Source organism: Hyphomicrobium sp. (assembly GCF_019753045.1).
In the GTDB taxonomy this organism is placed as follows: Bacteria; Pseudomonadota; Alphaproteobacteria; order Rhizobiales; family Hyphomicrobiaceae; genus Hyphomicrobium_B.
This window is the reverse complement of the sequence record NZ_JAIELN010000008.1, coordinates 142,600-164,208: the sequence shown is the minus strand read 5'-3', so window position 1 is coordinate 164,208 and position 21,609 is coordinate 142,600. Positions and strand designations below refer to the sequence as shown.

The following is a 21,609-nucleotide window of genomic DNA, read 5'->3' as shown; positions in this document are numbered from 1 at the left end:
TAATTTGTTTGCTGAACGTCGAACAACTCGCGGACGAGCTGGAACTCTAGCCCTGGCCTTCAGCCAATGGCCGCGCCAGGTGCGCAAAATCGCCCGTCACGCGCTCGTAGATTTCGCGCTTGAACGGCACGATCAGCTTCGGAACCGACTCGAGCGGAGCCCAGCGCCACGTATCGAACTCGGCTTTCGTGCCTTCCTTCGGCAAGATATCGATTTCGCTATCGTCTCCGAGGAACCGCATAGCGAACCATTTCTGCCGTTGGCCGCGATACCGGCCCTTGAGCGCGATGCCGAGCAAGCTGTCAGGAAGCTCGTAGGTGAGCCACTCGGGATGCTCGCCGATCACCTCGGCATTCGTAACGCCGGTTTCCTCGCGAAGCTCCCGCAGAGCCGCTAGCCGCGGTGCTTCGAACTTCTCGATACCGCCCTGGGGCATTTGCCAGATGTACGCCTGATGATCGCCCGCCCACTTGGGACGGCGGCGGCCGACCCACACCAAGCCTTGCCGATTGAGCAGCATAATGCCGACACACGTCCGGAAAGGAAGCGCATGGTGCGAGAGGCTTGGAAGATCAGGCAGCAAAGACATTAGCCGAGCCTGTGGATAACTTGACTCAAGTTTGCGTTATGATTCGCCTATCGTACAGAAAATCATAGCAGTCTTATGACATTAGACTGTCACGTAGGGGACAAACGCCACAAGGCGCTTTTTTAGGCAGCTTTCCCGAGGGCTGGAAGGCCCTCATATCAGCCGCCACGCGCGAACGGAGCGAATTCAGCTAAGACATCCCGGTAGACCTCTCGTTTGAACGGCACGATGAGATCGAGCAGATCGTCAGCCGGCGCCCAACGCCAAGCCACGAACTCAGGCTCTCCGTTGGGAGGCATGATGTTGATTTCGCTGTCATCTCCGGTGAAGCGGAAGGCGAACCATTTCTGCTTTTGTCCGCGATATTTCCCGCCCCATGCGACGCCGATGAGATTGTCGGGGAGATCGTAGGTCAGCCATTTCGATAGCTCCCCGATTTGTTCGGCCGAGACGATCGCTGTTTCCTCGAAAAGCTCACGCCGGGCCGCCGTCGCCGGATCTTCGCCCGGATCGATGCCGCCTTGCGGCATCTGCCACCACGTCCCACGTCCCTCGGCGTCGCCGGGGACGTCGGCGCGCCGGCCGACCCACACGAGGCCTTGCGCGTTGATGACCATGAGGCCGACGCAGGGACGATATCCAAGCTCACCCGCTGCGGCCTTCTTCAACTGATCCGGCATAGCCCTGCCCCTTTTTGAATAGAGCCCAACAAAATGAAGGGCGCCGAATGGGCGCCCTTCAAACCCTAACCTCTGCAGGTTGCTTTAGTTCGGCGTGACCTTCTTGTCATCGTCGGACGGAACCGGTGCCTTGTTGTTCGATCCGGACGTCGGTCCCGTCGTGGTCGGTGCAGGCGACGGCGTCGCGCTGGATGTCTCCGGACCCTTCGCGGTGCCGTGCAGGAAGTTGATTGCGTACTGCAACTGCGTGTCCTTGTCGGCGTCCTTGGCGACGTAGGACGACGAGCCCGACGGTTCGCCCAGTTCGTCTTCCTTCTCGGTGCCGTCAGGATTCTTCAGATGGCCGCGAAGGCTGGCTTCGCCGCGCGGCTTCTCGGCGGCGATCTTGTCCTTCATGTCATCCGGCACGGCTTCCTCGACGTTGATATCCGGCTCGATGCCCTTGGCTTGGATCGACCGGTTCGACGGCGTGTAGTAACGAGCCGTGGTCAAGCGGATTGCACCGTTGGCGCCGAGCGGAATGATCGTCTGGACCGATCCCTTGCCGAACGACCGCGTGCCGATGACCGTCGCACGCTTGTGATCCTGCAAAGCACCCGCAACGATTTCCGAAGCCGAGGCCGAGCCGCCATTGATCAGGACGACGATTTTCTTGCCGTCCGAGATGTCGCCCGGACGAGCGTTCGCCCGCTGCGTTTCCTCGTTGTTGCGGCCCTTGGTGAGAACGATGGCGCCCTGCTCGAGGAAGTCATCCGACACCGCGATGGCCTGATCGAGGAGACCGCCCGGGTTGTTGCGCAGATCGATGATGTAACCCTTGATGTTGGGCCCGATCTGCTTGTCGAGAGTTTCGACGGCTTTAACAAGGTTGGCGTGCGTCTGCTCGTTGAAGGTCGTAACCTTCACGTATCCGATATCGCCTTCGGCACGCGACTTGACGGCGTTGATGCGGATCACGTCGCGCACGACCTTCACGTCGAACGGCTCATCCTTGCCCTTGCGCACGACCGTCAGCATGATCGGCGTATTGACCGGACCGCGCATCTTCTCGACGGCCTGTTCGAGCGTAAGGCCGGAAATTGCTTCGTTATCGAGATGGGTGATGAGATCGTTCGCCATCAGGCCGGCCTTGGCGGCGGGTGTGTCGTCGATGGGCGAAACGACCTTGATGACGCCGTTCTCCATGGTGACTTCAATTCCAAGGCCACCGAATTCGCCGCGCGTCTGGACCTGCATATCCCGGAAATTCTTCGGGCTCATGTAGGATGAGTGCGGATCGAGCGAGGCCAGCATGCCGTTGATCGCCGCTTCGATGAGCGCCGTATCGTCGGGCTTTTCTACGTAATCCGAGCGAACCCTCTCAAGCACGTCGCCGAAGAGATCGAGCTGCTTATAGAGCTCTGAATTCTGCGACGCGGTTGCCGAGTACGTCTGAGTGACGTTCAGCAGCGTGGTCGCACCGGCCAGACCTGTCATCAACAGGAATGTCCAGAATGCATAGTCAGTCTTGCGCATTAGCCTTGTACCTTCTGCTGACCTGATGCCCACCAGGGATCGGGATCTATGGGACGCCCATCTTTACGAAGTTCAACATATAAAACAGGTCCGCTAACAGGCGCGGGCGAGGAATTCTTTTGCCCACCGCTCATTGTGCCGACAGGCTCAGCAGTCAGCACGAACTGTCCCGGCTGGACGTCGATCTGCGATAGACCCGCGAGCAGCACATGATAGCCATCGCCCGCGTTAATGATCAAGAGTTGGCCGTAGCTGCGGAATTCTCCCGCGTAGACAACCCAGCCATCACACGGTGATGTGACCTGCGCCGAAGCCCGCGTTTCAATGACCATGCCCTTCGACTGGCCGCCGAATTGGGTGCGCTCGCCGAACGTTAGAGCGCGCCGTCCTTGGGCTGGCAAAGGCAGTTTGCCGCGAGCGTCGGAAAACGGAATAGCAGGTTTGATTCGGCCCGGACTGCCGGTGATGAGCGACGATCCGCCGGGAGCCAGTTCGACCATCGCGACTTTTGAGCCGCTTCCACCGGCTGGACTCGGTGCAGCCTTCGCAAGGTCGGCTTCAGGCGCCGCGACTTTCGTCAGCCCGCCAACCGGTATGGCCTTCGCCTGCGGAGCGGCTGTCGGCGATTTGACGGCCGGATTGGTGGGGAGATTGGTGGCAAGCGTTCCGACGTCCGCCGGCTTTGCGTTATCGCCATCCTGCTCGGGCGGCGGAGGCTTGATGATCTGCGGTCCGGCCGGCTGAGTCTGTCCCTGCGACGCGTCAGCGAGATGCCGTGCCTTGAGTTCCTCGTTGTAAGCGCCGAGCCCGGTCTTCTCCGTCACGGTCGTATCGAGACGGTTGATCAGTTCCGACAGGTTGGTGACGCTCTTCGTGATGTCGGCGGTCGCGACGCGAACCGACGCGAGTTCCGACTGACGATCGGCGAGCGTCAGCTTCTTGGCTTCCATGAGGCTGGCGAGACGGGTGCGCGCCTCGTTGAGGCGGTCCGTTTCGGCCTGCAGCCTCGCGCCCTCTGTGCGAATATTACCCATTACGCGCTGCAAATCGGCGAGCTGCGTTCCGAGCGTGACCGCTTGGTCTCTCAGATCTGGAAACGCCGACGACAGCAGCATCGCGCTGCGCACCATTCCCAGGGCATCCTCGCGCGCCGTTACGAGAACGGGCGGCGGATTACGCCCCATGCGTTGCAATGCGGTCAGCAATCCCGCGATCTGGCCGTGCCGCTGGGCAAGCGAGCCCTGCACGACACGTTCCTGCTCTTCGAGCTCCGAAAGCCGACCCTCGATCGACGTCATCTGCGCTTCGCTGCGCTGAATGAGGGCCGCCGTCTCGACGAGACGACCGTTCAGCCGTTCGCGCTCGGCGCCGAGCTGCAGGACGTCAGATTGGATCGTCAGCTCTTTGGCGGCATTGGCGTCGAGTTCGCGCTTCTTCTCTTCGAGCACCTTGCGCGCGGTGCCCGGATCGGAAGGCAGAGCGTCTTCCGCGTAAAGAGGATGGAGCGGAGCAACGGCGAGCGACAGCATCAGTGCGCCGGCCAATCCCGCGCGTCCGCCCACGCCATTCAGGCGAGGCCGTCCACTGCGCGACGACGATAGGTTCTTTGACACGAGACCTCGGCTCATTGGGCGCACATCGCAGAGTGTGCACGATTTGGGACGACCCGAACCGAGCGCGCGAATGATGCGGCGGAAAAATTAAGGGATTTACTGCGGAGAGCAAATTTCAAATGCGTAATGCTTTGGAGGCCGAACCCTGTCCGGGCTGGCCGCGTACCTGTACTGACAGTCCGTTTAACCACATGAACATTGCTCATCCCAGGTGGAAGGCGTAAGCAAAATCTCAAATCACGGTCCGGATGTAGGTAATGCAAACTATTCTCTACCATGCCACTACGATTGCTGTTTTTGCTGTACTGATCGTGTTGCTGTTCGGCTTCTGGAACATGATGAGGGGCAAAAACCCCAATCTGAGCCAGAAGCTCATGCGGTGGCGCGTTGGCCTCCAGTTTGTGGCAATCCTTATTATTCTTGCCTACGTCTTTGTGACCCACTAATGGCGGGCCGCCTGCCACAGGCGCTGACGCTTTTCTCTTGCATGAGCCAAACCAGGTTTTCGCACCGATGGTCGTACTCAATCGCATTTATACCAAAACCGGCGATGCCGGGACGACGGCGCTAGGGACTGGCGAGCGCGTTCCGAAGACGTCCCCCCGTATAGCGGCATACGGCACCGTTGATGAAACGAATGCCGTCATCGGCGTCGCGCGCACCCAATTGGCGGGCGAACAGCCAGACGTGGATGCAATGTTACTTCGCGTCCAGAACGATCTCTTCGATCTGGGCGCCGATCTCTGTGTGCCGGATCGAGGCCAAAAACTTTCCTACGAGCCGCTGCGCATCTCCGATGCGCAGGTGACGCGGCTGGAAGGCGAGATCGACCAGATGAATTCCGAACTCGATCCCTTACGGTCGTTCGTTCTACCAGGGGGCAGCCCGGTTGGCGCGGCACTTCACGTCGCACGGACGGTTTCGCGCAGGGCCGAACGGAAAATGGTCGAACTGGCCGCCCTTCCCGATGAGCCCGTGAGCGCGCCCGCCCTCAAATACATTAACCGCCTCTCCGACTTCCTTTTCGTCGCAAGCCGCTACGTCAACGATCGGGGCAAAAGCGATATCCTGTGGGTGCCCGGTAAGAACCGGTGACAGGCACGGATGACCGAAGGGCAATAAACCGAGAGACCCGACAAGCCCTTCTCCGGTAGCCTGAAATGACCCCAAAACTTTAGGACACCGCGACGCACGCGCCGATTGACTTGAGCAAAACCCACCCGTAGCTTTCGGCCTTCGCAGTTGCGAGAGCTAATTTCTGCCACCGGGCAGGCCGGCCCTTTGGGGTGCAGCCGGTTTGCCCGACTGGACCAGCAGGCGCGCTGCAAGAACCTGCGTTCGTCCGAAGCGCGGGAAACAACAACAAGGGAGCGCCGGACATTCTGGCGAATGACATGAAGATCGTTGTGCCGGTCAAGCGCGTCGTCGACTACAACGTCAAGATTCGCGTCAAACCGGACGGCTCCGGCATCGACTTGGCAAACGTCAAGATGTCGATGAACCCATTCGATGAAATCGCCATCGAAGAAGCTGTTCGCCTCAAGGAAAAGAGCGGCGCCAAGGAAGTCGTAGCCGTCTCGATCGGCTCGGCGAAGGCCCAGGAAACGCTCCGTACAGCGCTCGCCATCGGCGCCGACCGCGCCATTCTCATTGAAGTCCCTGAAGGCACGCTCGTTGAGCCGCTCGCCGTAGCGAAGCTCCTCAAAGCCCTCGTGGAGACCGAAAAGCCCGATCTCGTCATTCTCGGCAAGCAAGCGATCGACGACGACAGCAATCAGACCGGCCAAATGCTCGCGAGCTTGCTCGACTGGCCGCAGGCCACGTTCGCCTCAAAGGTCGTTCCCGAAGCGGGCTCGCTATCCGTTACCCGCGAGGTCGACGGCGGCCTCGAAACCATCAAGGTCAACCTGCCCGCAGTCGTCACGACCGACTTGCGATTGAATGAGCCGAGATACCCTTCACTTCCGAACATCATGAAGGCCAAGAAAAAGCCGCTCGATGTCAAGAAGCCGGAAGACTTTGGCGTCGATATCGCGCCCCGTCTCAAAGTTTTGAAGACGAGCGAACCTGCATCGCGTAAAGCCGGCGTGAAGGTCGGCAGCGTTGCCGAACTTGTTGAACTCCTGAAAAGCCAAGCGGGGATTCTCTAATGACGACACTTCTCCTCGCAGAGCTTTCCGGTAATACGCTCTCGCCGGCAACGGCCAAAACGCTTTCCGCGGCGAAGGATCTTGGCGGAGACGTCCACATTCTGGTTGTAGGCTCCGACGTTGGTAGCGCCGCCGAGACCGCAGCCAAACTTGCAGGCGTTTCGAAGGTTCTCGTCGCGGATGCGCCGCAGCTCGCCAAGGGCCTCGCCGAGGAAGTCACCGCACTCATCCTCTCGATTGCCAAAGGCTATTCGGCCATCGTTGCTCCGGCGACCGCATACGGCAAGAACGTCCTGCCGCGCGTCGCCGCCAAGCTCGATGTCATGCAGATATCCGACATCACCAAGGTCGTTTCGCCCGATACGTTCGAACGTCCGATTTATGCCGGCAACGCCATCCAGACCGTTCAATCGTCGGATGCAACGAAGGTGATCACCGTCCGCACGTCCGCCTTCCCGGCCGCGAGCGAAGGCGGCTCTGCTGCAATCGAAACGATCGCCGCTCCGGCCCCTGTCGGCATCTCGACCTTCGAGAAAGCCGAACTCTCGAAATCTGACCGCCCCGAGCTGACCTCGGCGAAGATCATCATCTCCGGCGGCCGCGGCATGGGGAACGGCGAGAACTTCACCAAGTACATCGCCCCGATCGCTGACCGGCTGGGCGCCGCCATGGGCGCCTCGCGCGCCGCTGTCGACGCTGGCTTCGTGCCCAACGACTGGCAGGTCGGACAGACCGGCAAGGTCGTGGCGCCCGACCTCTACATCGCGGTCGGCATTTCGGGTGCCATTCAGCATCTCGCCGGCATGAAGGATTCCAAGATCATCGTCGCGATCAACAAGGACGGCGAAGCGCCGATCTTCCAGGTCGCGGACTACGGGCTCGTAGCTGATCTGTTCCAAGCGCTGCCCGAACTCGACGCAGAACTCCAGAAAGCCGGGCGCTAAGCCCGGCTTCTTTTCACCGCGAAGGACATGCGTTCATGGGGCAAGCTCAGAAGCTGATGGAAAAAGGCAGGGTCAGCGTGAAACCTGCCAGGACGATCAGCAAGGTCGGCATCATCGGTGCCGGTCAAATGGGCAGCGGTATCGCCCACGTCGTTGCCCTGTCGGGGTACACGGTCGCCATGAACGACTTGAAGAAAGAGTCGTTCGATAAGGGCATCGAAACCGTCCACAAGAACATGGCGCGCCAGATCGCCAAGGGCCTCATCAAGGAAGAAGATCGCGACACGGCGCTGGAGCGCATCAGCTTCGCGCCGTCGTTTGAGGACTTCGGAGAGTGCGATCTCGTTATCGAGGCAGCCACCGAAGACGAAGCCCTGAAGCACAAGATCTTCGCGGCGCTCTGTCCGCACCTGAAGCCGACGGCCATGCTGGCCTCGAACACGTCATCCATTTCGATTACGCGGCTCGCATCGACCACGGACCGGCCCGAAGACTTCATCGGCATGCACTTCATGAACCCAGTGCCGGTCATGGAACTCGTCGAGCTTATTCGCGGCATCGCGACCGGCGACGAGACGTTTGCGACGGCACGCCAATTCGTCGAAAGCCTCGGCAAGACGACAGCAGTTTCGGAAGATTTCCCGGCCTTCATCGTCAACCGCATCCTGCTGCCGATGATCAACGAGGCGGTCTATACGCTCTACGAGGGCGTGGGCACTGTCGATGCGATCGACAAGGCGATGCGCCTCGGCGCGCACCATCCGATGGGTCCCTTGGAGCTTGCCGACTTCATCGGTCTCGACACCTGTCTGAGCGTCATGCAGGTCCTGTACGAAGGCCTGTCGGACTCAAAATACCGCCCATGTCCGCTCCTCGTGAAATACGTCGAGGCCGGCTGGCTGGGCCGCAAGACGAAGCGCGGCTTCTACGACTACCGGGGCGAAAAGCCGGTACCGACGCGCTAAAGGCTGGGGCGCCTAGCGCTATCTGACGTCTATCCCAATACGCTGCCCAAAGTCCCAGCCACATCCGCCCGTTCGGCAATCGCCGTGAGCGCCGGATAAACGACCAGCCACGACATAGCGCCGACAAAGAGCGTGACGCCGATCGCAACCGGCCAGGACATTCCCCAAAATCTCTTATGACTCGCCGAGACGAAGGCAAGGACGGCGGCGTAAGTTGCGAGCGTCAAAACCTGCCAAACCAAAGCGAGATCGATGTCTGCCTGGGTCTTCAGGACGGCAACCCCTATCGCGAACGCAATGAGCGTGACGGCTATCGCCACGATCGCCCCATAGCTGACGCTCAACACGCACAGCTTCACGTACGACATCGGTGACCGCCGCAGTGTGCCCAGTGCGCGGCACACGTAATATTGAATGGGCGTCAGGATCGCCATCCCAACGTACTGTACGACCTCGCTCGTCACGACAGTCGCGCTGTTGGCTGTATTAGGAACATTGAAAAGCGCTGCGAAGATTTTCGGCATGATGACGTAAGCGAGCGTCAGCTGCGCGCCGACCATCGCCGTCAGGAACCCCCAATGCGACCGGTAAGCGGGATCGTCCGTCAGCCGGATGATCGTATCGACGGGGTGGATCAGAAACGAAACGACAACCGGAAAGAAGCTGTTGTCGCGACGAGAGCTCAAGAACTCGGAAGAAAGAGCGCTCCAGCCTTCTTTGTCCTGGTGGACCGCCGCGGGCGCGCCGCAGCCGCTGCAGAATTTCCCCCGCAATGCCGTGCCGCAATTGACGCAAAATGCGGAACCTGCCGCTTCCGTTCCCGCCATGACCGCGACCCCCGTGCTGCCCCGAGCGGCGATTCTTCTATCATGCCCACATGGCGTCACAAACTGGCGCGCCGGGCCGTTCGGAGTTATGCAGCCGTTTCGCATGTTCAGCACAAGAGACGAAGATGATTGGCAATTCACGCGTGGCAATGGTGACGGGCGCCGGATCGGGCATCGGCCGGGCTGTTGCTCTGAAGCTTCAGGCCGACGGATTTGACGTCGCTCTCCTGGGCCGGCGCATCGCCGAATTGGAAAAAACCGCCGCCGACGCCGCATCTGGCGGTGGCCGGTTCCTTGTCACACCAGCCGATGTCTCCGATGAAACCGCCGTCCACGCCGCTTTCGAAAAGGCGCGCTCAGCTTTCGGCCGTTTGGATCTCCTATTCAATAACGCCGGAACATTCACGCAGGGTGTACCGCTCGAAGACTTGCCACTCGAAGAATGGAAACGCGTCGTCGATGTCAATCTGACGGGACCGTTTCTCTGCGCGCGCGAAGCGATCCGCATCATGAAGGCACAAACACCGAGAGGCGGACGGATCATCAACAACGGCTCCATCTCCGCGCAAGTGCCGCGCCCATTCTCGGCCGCCTACACGGCGACGAAGCACGCCATTACCGGCCTCACGAAATCCATTTCACTCGACGGCCGCGCCGATAACATCGCCTGTTCGCAAATCGATATCGGCAACGCCGCGACCGACGTCACAGCGAAAATGGCGAGCGGAATTCTTCAAGCCGACGGTCGCGTCATGGTTGAGCCGCGGATGGACGTTGCCCACGTTGCCGACGCAGTCCTCTACATCGCCAACCTGCCGCTGGATGCCAACGTGCAGTTCATGACGCTTATGGCGACGGGAATGCCCTTCATCGGCCGCGGCTGATCGATGGCCGCCGTGCAGTCGCTTGCCTAGAAGGTGGAAGCTTTCGTCGACCACAGAAGCCACACCGCGACCAGCAGAAGACCGACCGCGAGCACGCGTCTCACCATTTGCATGCGATCCGCATTCTGCAGCAACGGCCGCGCTCTCGACGCCAATGCGATGATCCCGCCATGAACGATCGTCGCGACGGCCACGTAGGCCAGAGTGAGCGAAATCGTTTGCGGTAGCAGATCCCGGCTAGCATCGATGAATTGCGGAAGCACCGCGATATAGAAAACTGCCGCTTTCGGATTGAGGACATTCGTTAGGAAGCCGCGAAAGAAATACCTGTTAGGCGTTGAACGTCCGGCCTCGCCTTCTGCCTCCGCCGGCTCTTCGCCGCGCCAGATGTCGTAAGCCAGCCAGAACATGTAGAGAGCCCCGGCCCAGCGGAAAAACTGGTAGAGCATCGGCGATTCGGAAATGAGCGCCGCGACACCGAGTGCCGCAAGAAGGCCAATCAGAAGAAGACCGGAGGCAACACCGGCAACTGCCGCAAAACCCGCGCGCCGGCCATCGGCCAACGTCAAAACGGCGAGATACGTCATGTTCGGGCCGGGCGTCAGCTCGACCATGAAGGAGAGCCAAATAAATGCGAGCGGGACACCAAAGATGGCAAGCCCTTGGACAGCGCCTGGCATCGCACTCATCCTACTTCGCTGGAGCCGAGACCTCGTCGACGAGAAATTTTGTGAGGTCGCGCGTCAAGTAGTGCACATGATCGGGAAGCTCACGCCATTCCCGGATTTTCAGCTGCGCGGGATGATCGATGTAGTCGGAATGAACGAGCACCGTCGTCATCCCGAGTGTCGATGCCGGCACGAGGTTGTGCGGCATATCTTCAAACATGGCCGCCCGCGCCGCAGGAACGTCGTGCAGCTTAAGCATCCGGTCGAAGGCTTCGCGCTCGGGCTTCGGCACATACTCCATCGCCGCGATATCGCAGATGTCCTCGAAGAGATCGAGCACGCCGAGCTTGCGCGCCACGTTCTCCGCGTGAAGGCGCGAGCCGTTCGTAAAAATAAGCCGGCGTCCCGGAAGGGCTGAGATCGCAGCCGCGAGATCCGGCATTGCCGGAACAACGGAGAGATCGATATCGTGCACGTATTCGAGGAACGGACCGGGAGGAAGCTTGTGAACTTTCATCAGCCCGGCGAGCGTCGTGCCGAACTGGCGATAGTAGGCTTTCTGCAAATGGCGTGCGTGCTCACGCGGCACACCGATTGTCTTGGCGATGAACTCGCTCATGCGCACATCGACCTGCGCGAAGAGATTGCAGGACGCCGGATAGAGCGTGTTGTCGAGATCGAAAATCCAGGCGTCGACGTGATTGAACCCGCGCCTGGCCGCAGCCGGCGGGAGCTTCGGCAAATCCGACGCTGAGGCCGTAATGGCCATCAGGCCTTGCCCCGCTTGCGCTCGGCGCGTTTCACGAGCGTGCCGACGCCGTGTTCGGTGAAGAGTTCCAACAGCACGCAGTGCGGCACGCGCCCGTCGATCACGACGACGCCTTCGACGCCCGCCTCGACGACCTCGATGCAGCCCTCGATTTTCGGGATCATGCCGCCCGAAATCGCGCCGGTCTTGATCATCGCGCGCGCTTCCTCGATCGAAAGGCTCGGAATGAGTTTCTTGTTCTCGTCGAGCACGCCGGAAACGTCGGTCAAGAGAAGCAGGCGCTTGGCCTGCATGCGTGCCGCGAGAGCCGACGCGAATGTGTCGGCGTTGACGTTCAACGTTTCACCGTCACGGCTGATGGCGACAGGCGCGATCACCGGAATGAGATCGGACTTCGAAATCACTTCGACGATATGCGGGTTGACCTCCAGAGGATCGCCGACAAAGCCGATGTCGACCTTCTGCATCTCGTTCGACTGAGGGTGCGGCATTTCGGTGATCTTCTTGGCGATCATCAGGTTGGCATCTTTGCCCGAGATGCCGACCGCCTTGCCGCCTTGCCGGTTGATGGCGGAAACGATTTCTTTGTTGATCTTTCCGCAGAGAACCATCTCGACGATCTCGACCGTCGGCTTGTCCGTCACGCGCAGACCGTGAACGAAATCCGACTTGATCGCGAGCTTCTGCAGCATGCTGCCGATCTGCGGACCGCCGCCGTGCACGACGATCGGATTGATGCCCGATTGCTTCAGGTAAACGATATCCTGCGCGAAGGCTTTGAAAAGCTCCTCGTCGCCCATCGCATTGCCGCCAAATTTTATGACGACGGTCTTCTCATCGTAGAGAATCAGATGCGGTATGGCTTCCGCGAGGATACGCGCTTGCTGATGTGCGCTGAGAGGCGTTTCAACAGGCGCCGCTCCTGCATTTCCCGAGAGACTTTTCGTTGACGTCACGCGCTCCCCCTTTTGCCATTCTGTTCGCGCCGGCGGGGAGCCGGTCGCTTCGTCGCGGTCTTATAGCTTCTCGGCCGAATGCCTCAACGGAATTCCCGGCCTTTACCACCCGCGGGCGTTACTGACGCAGGCGTTTAGGGCATCTGGGGACGAAAAGTCATTCTGCCGTGTCAGGATCATGCCATTGCTATACCTTGCCATCAGCATGTCCTTTCGGCACGTTAATGCGTTGAGTCCTGGCCAGTCTTGGCCGTCTTGGCCTTCAGTTTGGGAGACGTCGTGGGCGTGACGGCCACAGATATTACGCAGATTCCGATGTCGTCTGATCTCGGTGCCACACTGGCACGGGGGGCCGACTTTGCCGGGTCGAGCGGCGCGGCAGAGGTTTCGCTTGAGCATCTGCTCGCGGCCCTCTGCGACGATCCCGATGCGGCCGCGGTGCTGGATGCTAGCCAAATCAACGCTGAACGCCTGAAGGCTGATGTCGTCTCTCGCGTCCTGCAAGGCACTGAACCGTCTCCTGAACGTCATGATTCCCTCGGCGTATCGAAGGACGTTCGGCGCATCCTCGAGGCTGCGGCTGCGGCCGCGCGCGGAAGCCGCAGGCGCGATATCAACGGCGCGATCGTGCTGGCCGCAATTGTCGGCGACGCGCGAAGCACGGCCGCACAAATTCTCGAATCCCACGGGCTGACATTCGATAACGCCATCCGGGCCCTGCAAGCCGCACTGGCGCCGCCGCGCGACGTACCGGCAGGGCCGGCCCCGCCCGTCGCCGATGACGTACTCGCCCGGGCACGCGAACGCGTCCAATCCCGTGCAGCGCCGTCGTTGCGCGAAATCATGAAGGATATGCCGCGGCCCGCGCCGCCAGCGCCGGCGCCGCCCCAGCCTGGGCCTTATAGCCCTGACGCCACGAGCCCCGTGCCATCGCATCCGGAACCCTCGGCGCCTGAGCCCCAGCGCGAGCAGACAAAAGAACCAAACCGGCAAGAGCCGACGTTCAGCAGTCCGAGTGCCGCGACCGGACCACAGCCGCCGACCGAAGCTGCACCTTTTCCGGCGCCCGAAGCTCCCGCACCACTCGACCCGCAATTGCCGACTGGCGGCGAGCGCGAAGCGCACCAAGCGCAACAGCATCGGCCCGAACCAAGCTTTGGCGGCGGCGCGCCGGCAGCGCAACCCGAGCATCCGCAGCCAGGTCGTGCCCAGCCCGATCCGTCGTGGTCTCATCCCGCCTGGCAGGGACCGCAATCTCCGGCCGCACCCGCGAGACCGAACGACCAGTCATTCCCGCAGCCCCATCCGGCCGGCCCGGCATCACCACAGGCGAGCCCCGCACCGCCTCCCGATATCTTCGCGGATCTGCCACCGCGCCCGCAACCTTCCAGGATGCAGCCGCCTCCAATTCCGCCCGGAGCGCCGATCCACGGCGGACCCGCCGCCCCGCGGATGCGTGGTCCGATGCCTTCCGGTCCCATGCCTTCTGCTCCAATGCCGTCGGCTCCGATGGGGTCCGCACAGGGCGCCCCGATAGCGCCGGGTTCAGCACCTCCGGGTTCGAGACCCACGCTCGGTCACGACCCTGCTTTCCGGACCGATTCTCCAATGGGCCCGCCTGTTTCGCAGCGCCCAGCGCCGGACGGCAAAGCACGTCGGAAGGAAAAGCGCTCCAAGGGCCCTAACGTCGACACCGGACAACTCGCGGAAAATATTCCGCGCTCGATGCGCGTCGGAAAAACCTCGCGCGCCGAGATCCGCATCGCCAAATCCTCGGTAAAAGCGCTGACGGAAGGTCTCGAAGGCGGCGGCAAAGTCTGGCAGCACGCCGTTGCTATCACCAAGGCAATGTCGGTTCGCATTCGCGCCCCCGAGGGCGGATTCTTCATCGAATCCGCGTCGCCCGAGACGCAATGGATTGAGAGCAATCTGGGCTACGCGAGCGACGATTTCGCGAGCTGGCGTTTTCTCATCACGCCGCAATCGCGCGGCTGGTCGAGCCTGCAGATTATCGTGTCTGCCCGCACGATCGGCGCGGACGGCGTCGCGGCGGAAACCGCGCTTCCCGATCAGATCGTTGAAGTAAAGGTCCGCGCCAATATCGCACGAACCCTCACGCGCTTTCTCGGCTGGACGGTCGCGGCGGTCGTCGGCGGAGCACTCGCAACCTTCGGCGAATCCGGAATGGCCCTAATGCAGAAGTTTCTGCACTGACGTCACTTGCCGTGCGATTCCAGAAGCTGCGCGATCGTTCCGCGCAACTCCTCAAATCCCAGCCCCTTCTCCGATGACGTTGCGATGATGGCTGGGAAAGCCGCGGGACGTTTCGCGAGCGCTTTCAGCGTGCGCTCAATGACTTTCTCGAGGTCCGTCGGTTTTATCTTGTCCGCTTTGGTCAGCACGACCTGATAGGACACGGCCGCCCCGTCGAGCAGGTTCAAAATCTCATCGTCCGGCGGCTTCAGCCCATGGCGCGCATCGATGAGAAGAAATACCCTGAGAAGCGTTCGCCGTCCGGCAAGATAGGCGCGAATGACCTTGTTCCAGGCCGCCACCTTCTCTTTCGGAGCTTCCGCAAACCCGTAGCCCGGCATGTCCACGAGAAAGAGATCGCGCTCCGGATCGGTGAAGAAATTCAGCTCCTGCGTCCGCCCCGGTGTGTTCGACGCGCGCGCGAGCCGAAGCTGGCCGACAAGCGCATTGATGAGGCTCGACTTGCCGACGTTTGAACGTCCGGCGAAGGCTATCTCCGGGCGGTCGTCGGGCGGCAGGTGATCGAGATCGGGCGTGCCGCGCGCGAAGGTCCAGGCACGCGTGAAAAGACGCCGGCCCCTTTCTATCTCGTCAGCCGATAACGTCGCGACGTCTGTCATTATCTGATCCGATGGAGCGGCCCCCGCAAAAGAGGCCGGCTCCGGCAAAGTTATTTGCCGGAGCCGCTACTGGCCCCGAACAATCGTAGGAGCGGGGCAAACGTTCGTTTGAGATTCCCGAAGAGATGAATCTCGGCGCCCGCCCGCTTGTTGATCAGCATCTGCTGCGCGATCGAGAGCGTATTGCTCCACGCCCAGTAGATCACGAGACCAGCCGGGAAGCTCGCCAGCAGGAACGTGAACATGACCGGCATCCACTGGAAGATCTGCTGCTGGATCGGATCAGGCTGCGGCGGGTTGAGTTGCATCTGAACCCACATCGTGATGCCCATGATCAGCGGCCACACGCCAATGTGCAGGAACTCCGGCGTCGCGAACGGAAGCAGTCCGAACAGATTGAAGAGCGATGTCGGATCGGGTGCGGAAAGATCGTGGATCCACCCGAAGAACGGCGCGTGACGCATGTCGATCGTGACGAACAGCACCTTATAGAGCGCGAAAAAGACCGGGATCTGCAATAGGATCGGCCAACAACCGGCAAGCGGATTGATCTTCTCCTTGCGATAAAGCTCGAAGATCTCTTTCTGCTGCCGCTGCGGATCATCCTTGTGCAGCTCTTTGATGCGCGCCATTTCCGGCTGCATCATCTTCATGCGTGCCATGCTCTCGTACTGCTTGGTGGCAAGCGGATAGAAGGCCGCCTTCACGAACACCGTCAGAATGAGAATGGTGATGCCGAAGTTGTGCACGACGCCATTGATGAGCTCCATCAAATGGAAGAGCGGACGCGTGATGAAATAGAACCAGCCCCAATCGATCATGCGGTCGAAGCGCAGAATATGCAGCGCGTTCTCGTACCCGTCGATCAAAGAAGCCTTCTTGGCGCCGGCGAACAGATGCCCCTCGGTTCCCTTGCGCATTCCCGGCGGCACGGAGAGAGCGCCGCGCAGATAGTCCGTTTGGAACGCGTCCTTGCCGCCCGGATCGCGGGCGGGCAGCGCGGTATACGTCGCGCGATAGGGAGCCGCCTGATCAGGAACCAGCGACGTCGCCCAGTATTTGTCCGTTATGCCGAGCCAGCCGCCGATGACATTCTCGAATGTCGTCGGAACGCCGCTTTTGACGGCGTCGGCAAACCTGAACTCTTGAAGACCGTGCTCGCCGGAAACGCCGACGAGACCTTCATGCAGAACCGAGAAGACCTGCGAAGGCGGATGGCCGCTGCGATGCACGCGCGCATAGGGCATCAGAGTTATCTCTGCGCCGGTCTTGTTCTCGACCTCGTCGACGACCTTGAACATGTAGTCCTTGTCGACCGAGATGGTGCGATGGAAGACGACCCCTTGGCCGTTGTCCCACACCAAGCTCACCGGAGTTTCCGGCGTCAGCTTCGTCCCGCTTTCGATCGTCCAAGCCGCGTCGCGGTCCGGCACCTTGATGGCTGAACCCGCTTGGGGCACCCAGCCGAATTCAGCAAAATAAGGATCAATCGAACCGGCAGGCGACAGCAGCGTCACCTTCGGGCTGTTGGGATCGACCGTCTCGCGATATTTCGACAGCACGAGATCGTCGATGCGACCGCTCTTCAGATCGATCGAGCCTTCGAGTGACGGCGTGGCGATCTCGACCCGCGGCGATTGCTTGAGAATCTCTTCACGCGTCAGCGCCTTTTCAGGCAGCGGCGGCGTTGTGCCGGGAACAGCCGCGGACGGAGGAGCAACCGGCGAGGTCGCGCCGTTGGGCGGGCGCTCGACGTTTGCCGTGCCGTTGTTCTGGGCGTTGTTGAATTCCTGGCGTGCCTGCTCGTGTTGAATTTGCGGGCGCGCGAAAAAGTATTGCCAGCCCATCAGCACCACGATCGACAGCACCACGGCGAGGATCAAGTTGTTCTGGTCTTTGGGATCGTTGGAAGAGCTCATCAAATCCTCAGGGCACAGCGCCGGCGGCAGGGGCCTCGTTTAGCCCGGAAGCGATGGCGGAAACTGGTCATAAAAGGAAGGGGACACCCAGTCACGCTGAACCTTTTTTATTGACCGGGATTTTATCGGTCCGGACTGGCCTGCTGCGGGCCAGCGCGGACATGGCTTGGCTAACGTCGCCAAGTAACAGGGCAAATGGACGGTCCAGGGCGGCACGGCGGGCAACCACGACATAGTCGCAGGACCCGAGTTCCCTTCGTTTGAGATCTGCCGCGAAAGCCGCCTTCAGGCGGCGGCGAATACGGTTACGTGTAACCGCGTTCCCAATCTTCTTTGTGATCGTGAACCCGAAACGGGGCCCCGTGCCGACGCGCTTCGGCGCGTCGGATCGTTCACGCATTTCAATCAGAAATGCCGGCGTGGATGATCGCCGGCCGCCACGCACAGCCAGAAATTCGGACCGCACTTTGAGCGTTGGCAGGATCGGAATGACAGCCTCCAAAGCCGCGACAAAGCGACAGCGGGGCCTCGGCGCTAGACCCGACTAGGCCGAAAGACGCTTGCGGCCCTTCGAACGACGGCGCGCCAGAACTTTCTGACCACCGGCCGTCAGCATACGCTTGCGAAATCCGTGGCGGCGCTTGCGAACAAGGCGGCTCGGTTGATATGTGCGCTTCACGGAACTCTCCGTCCAAGTCTCTTGAGCCGCATCCAGTGCTGGACGCCGGCATATTGCTTATTTGTTTCCGAGACTTACCAATACACATCGCCCGGGGCTCAAGACCCCAGCAGAGTGCAGATATCTCGGGAATTCGCGCCCTTATAGTCGGGCCGATTGGGCAAGTCAACGAGCGCAAGCCACAGCAACCGTTCTAATCCGAAGGTTTGCGCCTGTCCTCCCCAAACGCCCGCAAAGCAACCACCCCGCGCCACGAGTCGTATATGCCGCAATAAAGCCCTCGCCCCCTGCGCGCTTGCTAGCAGGGGATAGCGAGGATCTCCCGCACCCAAAGCGGCACCGGCATATTAAACTATTCCGCTGACCGCCGTTGGAAAGAGTAACGCCCGCGTTTTCCCGGCGAGCATCAAAAGCGCATTCGAATTCGCTGAACCAATTTCATTTCTGGATCGCTCTTTATGCCCAAGGATACGGCCGACGAGGCCCCCCAGAGCCAAAACATCGAAACCGACTTTTGCATAATCGGTGCGGGCGCAGGCGGCTTGGCCCTCGCCTCGGCCGCGGCCGCATTCGGCCAGCGCGTGGTTCTGATCGAAAAGCACAAAATGGGTGGGGACAGCGTTAACTACGGAGGCGTGCAGTCGAAAGCCCTGCTGGCCGCAGCCAAGCGAGCCTACGCAATGCGCACCGCTTCGTCATTCGGCGTCCGTGGTGTCGAGCCGCTCATCGACCACGCCGCGGTCAGCCATTACATCGACGACGTGACCGCGAAAATTTCGCCGAACTTTTCCGTCGAGCGTTTCACAGGCCTCGGCATCCGCGTCATCTCGGCAGCTGCGAGATTCGTCGACCGGTCGACGGTTGTAGCTGGCGACTACCGTATCACGGCGCGCCGGATTGTCATCGCAACCGGCTCCTCGCCAATCATTCCGCCCATTCCGGGCCTGGCGGATGTCCCCTACTTCACGAACGAAACAATTTTCGACAATACGGGCCTGATCCCGCACCTCCTCATCATCGGCGCGGGAACGACCGGATTGGAACTGGCGCAGGCTTATCGCCGCCTTGGCTCGCGTGTGACGGTCTTCGACAGCGCCAATGCGCTCTGCGGCGAAGACGCCGAACTCACAGTCGCACTCATCGCGCGGCTTTCCGACGAAGGCATCTTCATTCGCGAAGGTGTGCAGATAAAGCGCGTCTCGGGCACAGCGGGGAAAATCGTCGTCGAACTTCAAACCAATTCGGTTTCCGAAACCATCGAAGGAACGGCGATCCTCCTCGCAGCCGGACGGAAAGCCAACATTACCGATCTCGGTCTCGACGCCGCCGGCGTAAAGGTCACGCCAACTGCCATCAAAGTTAATGCAGGCTTGAGAACGGCCAATAGCCGGGTGTTCGCGATCGGCGACGCAACGGGCGCACCGCGATACGCGCACGTGGCGGGCGAGCATGCCGAGACAGTCTTGCGGAGATCGCTTTTCCGCTTGCCTGCGAGAGCAAAGGCCCGGATCGCACCGCGCGTCGTCTTTACAGACCCCGAACTTGCAACTGTCGGCCTCAACGAAACCGAGGCGCGCGCCAAGTACGGCAGAATAAACGTCTTGCGCTGGCCCTATCACGAGAACGACCGGGCGCAGCTCGAACACGAGACCGACGGGCACATAAAGGTCATAACGTCGAAGCACGGGAAAATATTGGGCGCAGGCATCGTCGGAGCCGAGGCCAGCGAGTTGATTCAGATGTGGTCGCTCGCCATATCCCAAGGCCTCAACATCAAGGCGATGACGGAATGGATTTCGCCCTACCCCACGCTTTCGGAGATCAACAAGAAAGCTGCATTCCGTTACTTTGCAACAGTTCCGAGTAACCCCTTTTTGCGCAAAGTCATCGCGTTACTGGCAAAGCTCGGTTAATGATCTCCGCAATGGAGAAGTACGATCCGGTGCAGCGCGCAATTACCAACGGCAACAACCCAGAAACTGACGACCTGAAGGCGAAGACGTCTTTTGCCGGCGCGCCCTGGCATGCCCTAAAGCATCTCTGGGAAAGCCGCGGCCTTCCGGCGAAGCTCATCATCCTCACGGCCGCGTTTGTTCTGCTCGCCGAAGCGCTGATCTTTCTGCCGTCCATCGCGAGTTATCGCGTGACCTGGCTTCAAGAACGGCTGACGGCAGCGCAACTTGCGGCGCTAACGTCCGATGCCTTTCCCGGCGGACAAATTCCATCGGCTCTCCGCGCCGATCTCCTTCGGACCGCGCAAGTGCGCGCAATCGCATCGCGGAGCCAAGGCGAACGCCGAATGGTGTTTCCGCCCGAAGGCGATCTGACCATCGACTACGTGTATTACCTGCCGCCTGAGCCCGACAACTTCTGGGAAAGCCTGACGACGCGTCTCCAGCAGGCCAAGGATGCAGTGACGACGCTGCTCTCGAGTGATCGCACCATCCGCGTCATCGGTCACAGCGGGCCCGACAACAACAACCTGATCGAAATCGTCATTCCGGAAGCGCCGCTCAAGGCGGCGATGATCCGCTACGGCATGAACATTCTTTGGCTGTCGATCATCCTTTCGGTGCTGACGGCTGTCGTCGTTTATTTTGCGCTGAGCCGCCTGTTCGTGAAGCCGTTGACGCGTATCACGAGCAACATGCTGCACTTCGCGGAAAACCCCGAAGATCAAAGCCGCATTATGCCGGAGACCGGCCGCAGCGACGAGATCGGCATCGCCGAACGCGAACTTGCGAGCATGCAGCGTCAGCTCGGCAATTTGCTCACTCAGAAGAACCGTCTTGCGCAACTCGGCATGGCGGTTTCGAAGATCAATCACGATTTGCGGAACATGCTCGCGAATGCGCAGCTGATATCCGACAGACTCGTCGATCTCCCTGACCCGACGGTACAGCGCTTTGTGCCAAAGCTCATTGCGTCCCTCGATCGGGCAATTCAGTTTTGCAATTCATCGCTGCAATTCGGCGGCGTTTCCGAAGCTGCCCCACGCCGCGAATTGATGTTGCTGAAGCCTCTCGTTGAAGAAGTCGCCGACAGTCAGGGTCTCCCCCGCGAGGGCACCGTTGCATTCATCACCGACATGGACGCGAAGCTCCGGGTCGACGCCGATCAAGAGCACCTGTTCCGCGCCTTGAGCAATCTCATACGCAACGCCGCGCAGGCGATCGAAAGTGTTGAAGGTAAAACCGACGGCGAGGTTCGCGTTGCAGCTCATCGCGAAGGACGCAAGGTCATCATCGATGTGATGGATAACGGCAGCGGCATTCCGCCCAAGGCCCGGGAAAATCTTTTCAAGGCATTCCAAGGCTCCACAAAGAAGGGTGGAACGGGCCTCGGCCTCGTCATCTCGGCCGAGCTGGTGCAGGCCCACGGCGGCTCGCTGAAGCTTATGGACAGCAAAAAAGGCGCGCATTTCCGCATTGAGCTGCCGGATCGGCACGTCGACTGAAACGGCCTCGAGAGCGCTCAATCCCGACACGCGCGGCGCATCGGGATTCGCGACCAGCGCTGAGGTGAGGGGGAGCGCGGCGTCTCGTCCGCTAAAGCTCTGTCCGAAGCACTTGCGCTCC

21 protein-coding genes are annotated in these 21,609 nt (G+C 60.7%); 9 read left to right on the top strand and 12 right to left on the bottom strand.

Annotated elements, in window-relative coordinates:
- Positions 1-46 precede the first annotated feature (46 nt).
- The 4 genes from K2Q04_RS10870 to K2Q04_RS10855 all read right to left on the bottom strand — a co-directional run bounded on the left by K2Q04_RS10870 (position 47) and on the right by K2Q04_RS10855 (position 4,397).
- Complete coding sequence (locus K2Q04_RS10870) at positions 47-589, bottom strand: RNA pyrophosphohydrolase (RefSeq protein ID WP_291163183.1); 543 nt, start codon at positions 587-589, stop codon at positions 47-49.
- A gap of 158 nt (positions 590-747) precedes the next feature.
- On the bottom strand, positions 748-1,269 hold the full coding sequence (locus K2Q04_RS10865) for an RNA pyrophosphohydrolase (protein WP_291163180.1): 522 nt from the start codon (positions 1,267-1,269) through the stop codon (positions 748-750).
- Positions 1,270-1,353: 84 nt separating this feature from the next.
- The gene (locus K2Q04_RS10860) at positions 1,354-2,784 is read right to left on the bottom strand and encodes a S41 family peptidase (protein WP_291163177.1); all 1,431 of its coding nucleotides are present in this window, start codon (positions 2,782-2,784) and stop codon (positions 1,354-1,356) included.
- Complete coding sequence (locus tag K2Q04_RS10855; protein ID WP_291163174.1) at positions 2,784-4,397, bottom strand: peptidoglycan DD-metalloendopeptidase family protein; 1,614 nt, start codon at positions 4,395-4,397, stop codon at positions 2,784-2,786. The genes K2Q04_RS10860 and K2Q04_RS10855 overlap by 1 nt, the downstream gene beginning before the upstream one ends.
- Before the next feature lie 257 nt (positions 4,398-4,654).
- Here K2Q04_RS10855 and K2Q04_RS10850 point away from each other — a divergent pair, with 257 nt between their 5' ends.
- The 5 genes from K2Q04_RS10850 to K2Q04_RS10830 all read left to right on the top strand — a co-directional run bounded on the left by K2Q04_RS10850 (position 4,655) and on the right by K2Q04_RS10830 (position 8,456).
- Entirely contained in the window at positions 4,655-4,843 is a 189-nt protein-coding gene (locus tag K2Q04_RS10850) for a twin transmembrane helix small protein (protein WP_291163171.1), read from the top strand.
- A 67-nt stretch (positions 4,844-4,910) separates the two neighbouring features.
- Positions 4,911-5,492 (top strand): cob(I)yrinic acid a,c-diamide adenosyltransferase, encoded by a 582-nt coding sequence (locus K2Q04_RS10845; protein WP_291163286.1) that lies wholly within the window; start codon positions 4,911-4,913, stop codon positions 5,490-5,492.
- A gap of 299 nt (positions 5,493-5,791) precedes the next feature.
- Entirely contained in the window at positions 5,792-6,547 is a 756-nt protein-coding gene (locus tag K2Q04_RS10840) for an electron transfer flavoprotein subunit beta/FixA family protein (RefSeq protein WP_291163169.1), read from the top strand.
- Complete coding sequence (locus K2Q04_RS10835) at positions 6,547-7,491, top strand: FAD-binding protein (protein ID WP_291163167.1); 945 nt, start codon at positions 6,547-6,549, stop codon at positions 7,489-7,491. The genes K2Q04_RS10840 and K2Q04_RS10835 overlap by 1 nt, the downstream gene beginning before the upstream one ends.
- A 35-nt stretch (positions 7,492-7,526) precedes the next feature.
- Complete coding sequence (locus tag K2Q04_RS10830) at positions 7,527-8,456, top strand: 3-hydroxybutyryl-CoA dehydrogenase (RefSeq protein WP_291163165.1); 930 nt, start codon at positions 7,527-7,529, stop codon at positions 8,454-8,456.
- Between the two features lie 29 nt (positions 8,457-8,485).
- On the opposite strand, the gene K2Q04_RS10825 is transcribed toward K2Q04_RS10830, so the two are convergent.
- Positions 8,486-9,283: a hypothetical protein gene (locus K2Q04_RS10825; RefSeq protein WP_291163162.1), complete on the bottom strand. Its 798-nt coding sequence runs from the start codon at positions 9,281-9,283 to the stop codon at positions 8,486-8,488.
- A gap of 125 nt (positions 9,284-9,408) precedes the next feature.
- On the opposite strand from K2Q04_RS10825, the gene K2Q04_RS10820 reads away from it, so the two are divergent.
- Positions 9,409-10,167, top strand: a complete 759-nt coding sequence (locus tag K2Q04_RS10820; RefSeq protein ID WP_291163160.1) for an SDR family oxidoreductase — start codon at positions 9,409-9,411, stop codon at positions 10,165-10,167.
- 26 nt (positions 10,168-10,193) lie between these two features.
- Here the strand turns inward: K2Q04_RS10820 and K2Q04_RS10815 are convergent, their stop codons facing one another.
- From K2Q04_RS10815 to argB, 3 genes are read right to left on the bottom strand one after another with little or no spacing between them, the layout of a single operon-like run.
- Positions 10,194-10,847, bottom strand: coding sequence for a LysE family translocator (locus tag K2Q04_RS10815; protein WP_291163157.1), 654 nt, complete (start codon positions 10,845-10,847; stop codon positions 10,194-10,196).
- 10 nt (positions 10,848-10,857) lie between these two features.
- The gene (locus tag K2Q04_RS10810; protein ID WP_291163154.1) at positions 10,858-11,604 is read right to left on the bottom strand and encodes a pyrimidine 5'-nucleotidase; all 747 of its coding nucleotides are present in this window, start codon (positions 11,602-11,604) and stop codon (positions 10,858-10,860) included.
- A complete protein-coding gene (gene argB, locus K2Q04_RS10805) occupies positions 11,604-12,560 on the bottom strand; it encodes an acetylglutamate kinase (protein WP_291163151.1) in 957 nt (318 codons plus the stop codon). Before argB ends, K2Q04_RS10810 begins: the two co-directional genes overlap by 1 nt.
- 285 nt (positions 12,561-12,845) lie before the next feature.
- Between argB and K2Q04_RS10800 the strand changes: the two genes are divergently transcribed.
- Positions 12,846-14,774, top strand: coding sequence for a Clp protease N-terminal domain-containing protein (locus tag K2Q04_RS10800; protein ID WP_291163148.1), 1,929 nt, complete (start codon positions 12,846-12,848; stop codon positions 14,772-14,774).
- Between the two features lie 2 nt (positions 14,775-14,776).
- Here the strand turns inward: K2Q04_RS10800 and yihA are convergent, their stop codons facing one another.
- The 4 genes from yihA to rpmH all read right to left on the bottom strand — a co-directional run bounded on the left by yihA (position 14,777) and on the right by rpmH (position 18,031).
- Entirely contained in the window at positions 14,777-15,433 is a 657-nt protein-coding gene (yihA, locus tag K2Q04_RS10795; protein ID WP_291163145.1) for a ribosome biogenesis GTP-binding protein YihA/YsxC, read from the bottom strand.
- 50 nt (positions 15,434-15,483) lie between these two features.
- Positions 15,484-17,352, bottom strand: a complete 1,869-nt coding sequence (gene yidC / locus K2Q04_RS10790) for a membrane protein insertase YidC (protein WP_291163142.1) — start codon at positions 17,350-17,352, stop codon at positions 15,484-15,486.
- Positions 17,353-17,443: 91 nt separating this feature from the next.
- Positions 17,444-17,818: a ribonuclease P protein component gene (rnpA, locus tag K2Q04_RS10785; protein ID WP_291163139.1), complete on the bottom strand. Its 375-nt coding sequence runs from the start codon at positions 17,816-17,818 to the stop codon at positions 17,444-17,446.
- Positions 17,819-17,896: 78 nt separating this feature from the next.
- Positions 17,897-18,031 (bottom strand): 50S ribosomal protein L34, encoded by a 135-nt coding sequence (gene rpmH / locus K2Q04_RS10780; RefSeq protein ID WP_092869043.1) that lies wholly within the window; start codon positions 18,029-18,031, stop codon positions 17,897-17,899.
- 458 nt (positions 18,032-18,489) lie between these two features.
- Here rpmH and K2Q04_RS10775 point away from each other — a divergent pair, with 458 nt between their 5' ends.
- The gene (locus K2Q04_RS10775) at positions 18,490-19,944 is read left to right on the top strand and encodes an FAD-dependent oxidoreductase (RefSeq protein ID WP_291163136.1); all 1,455 of its coding nucleotides are present in this window, start codon (positions 18,490-18,492) and stop codon (positions 19,942-19,944) included.
- Entirely contained in the window at positions 19,944-21,488 is a 1,545-nt protein-coding gene (locus K2Q04_RS10770) for a HAMP domain-containing sensor histidine kinase (protein WP_291163133.1), read from the top strand. Before K2Q04_RS10775 ends, K2Q04_RS10770 begins: the two co-directional genes overlap by 1 nt.
- The last annotated feature ends 121 nt before the right edge of the window (positions 21,489-21,609 follow it).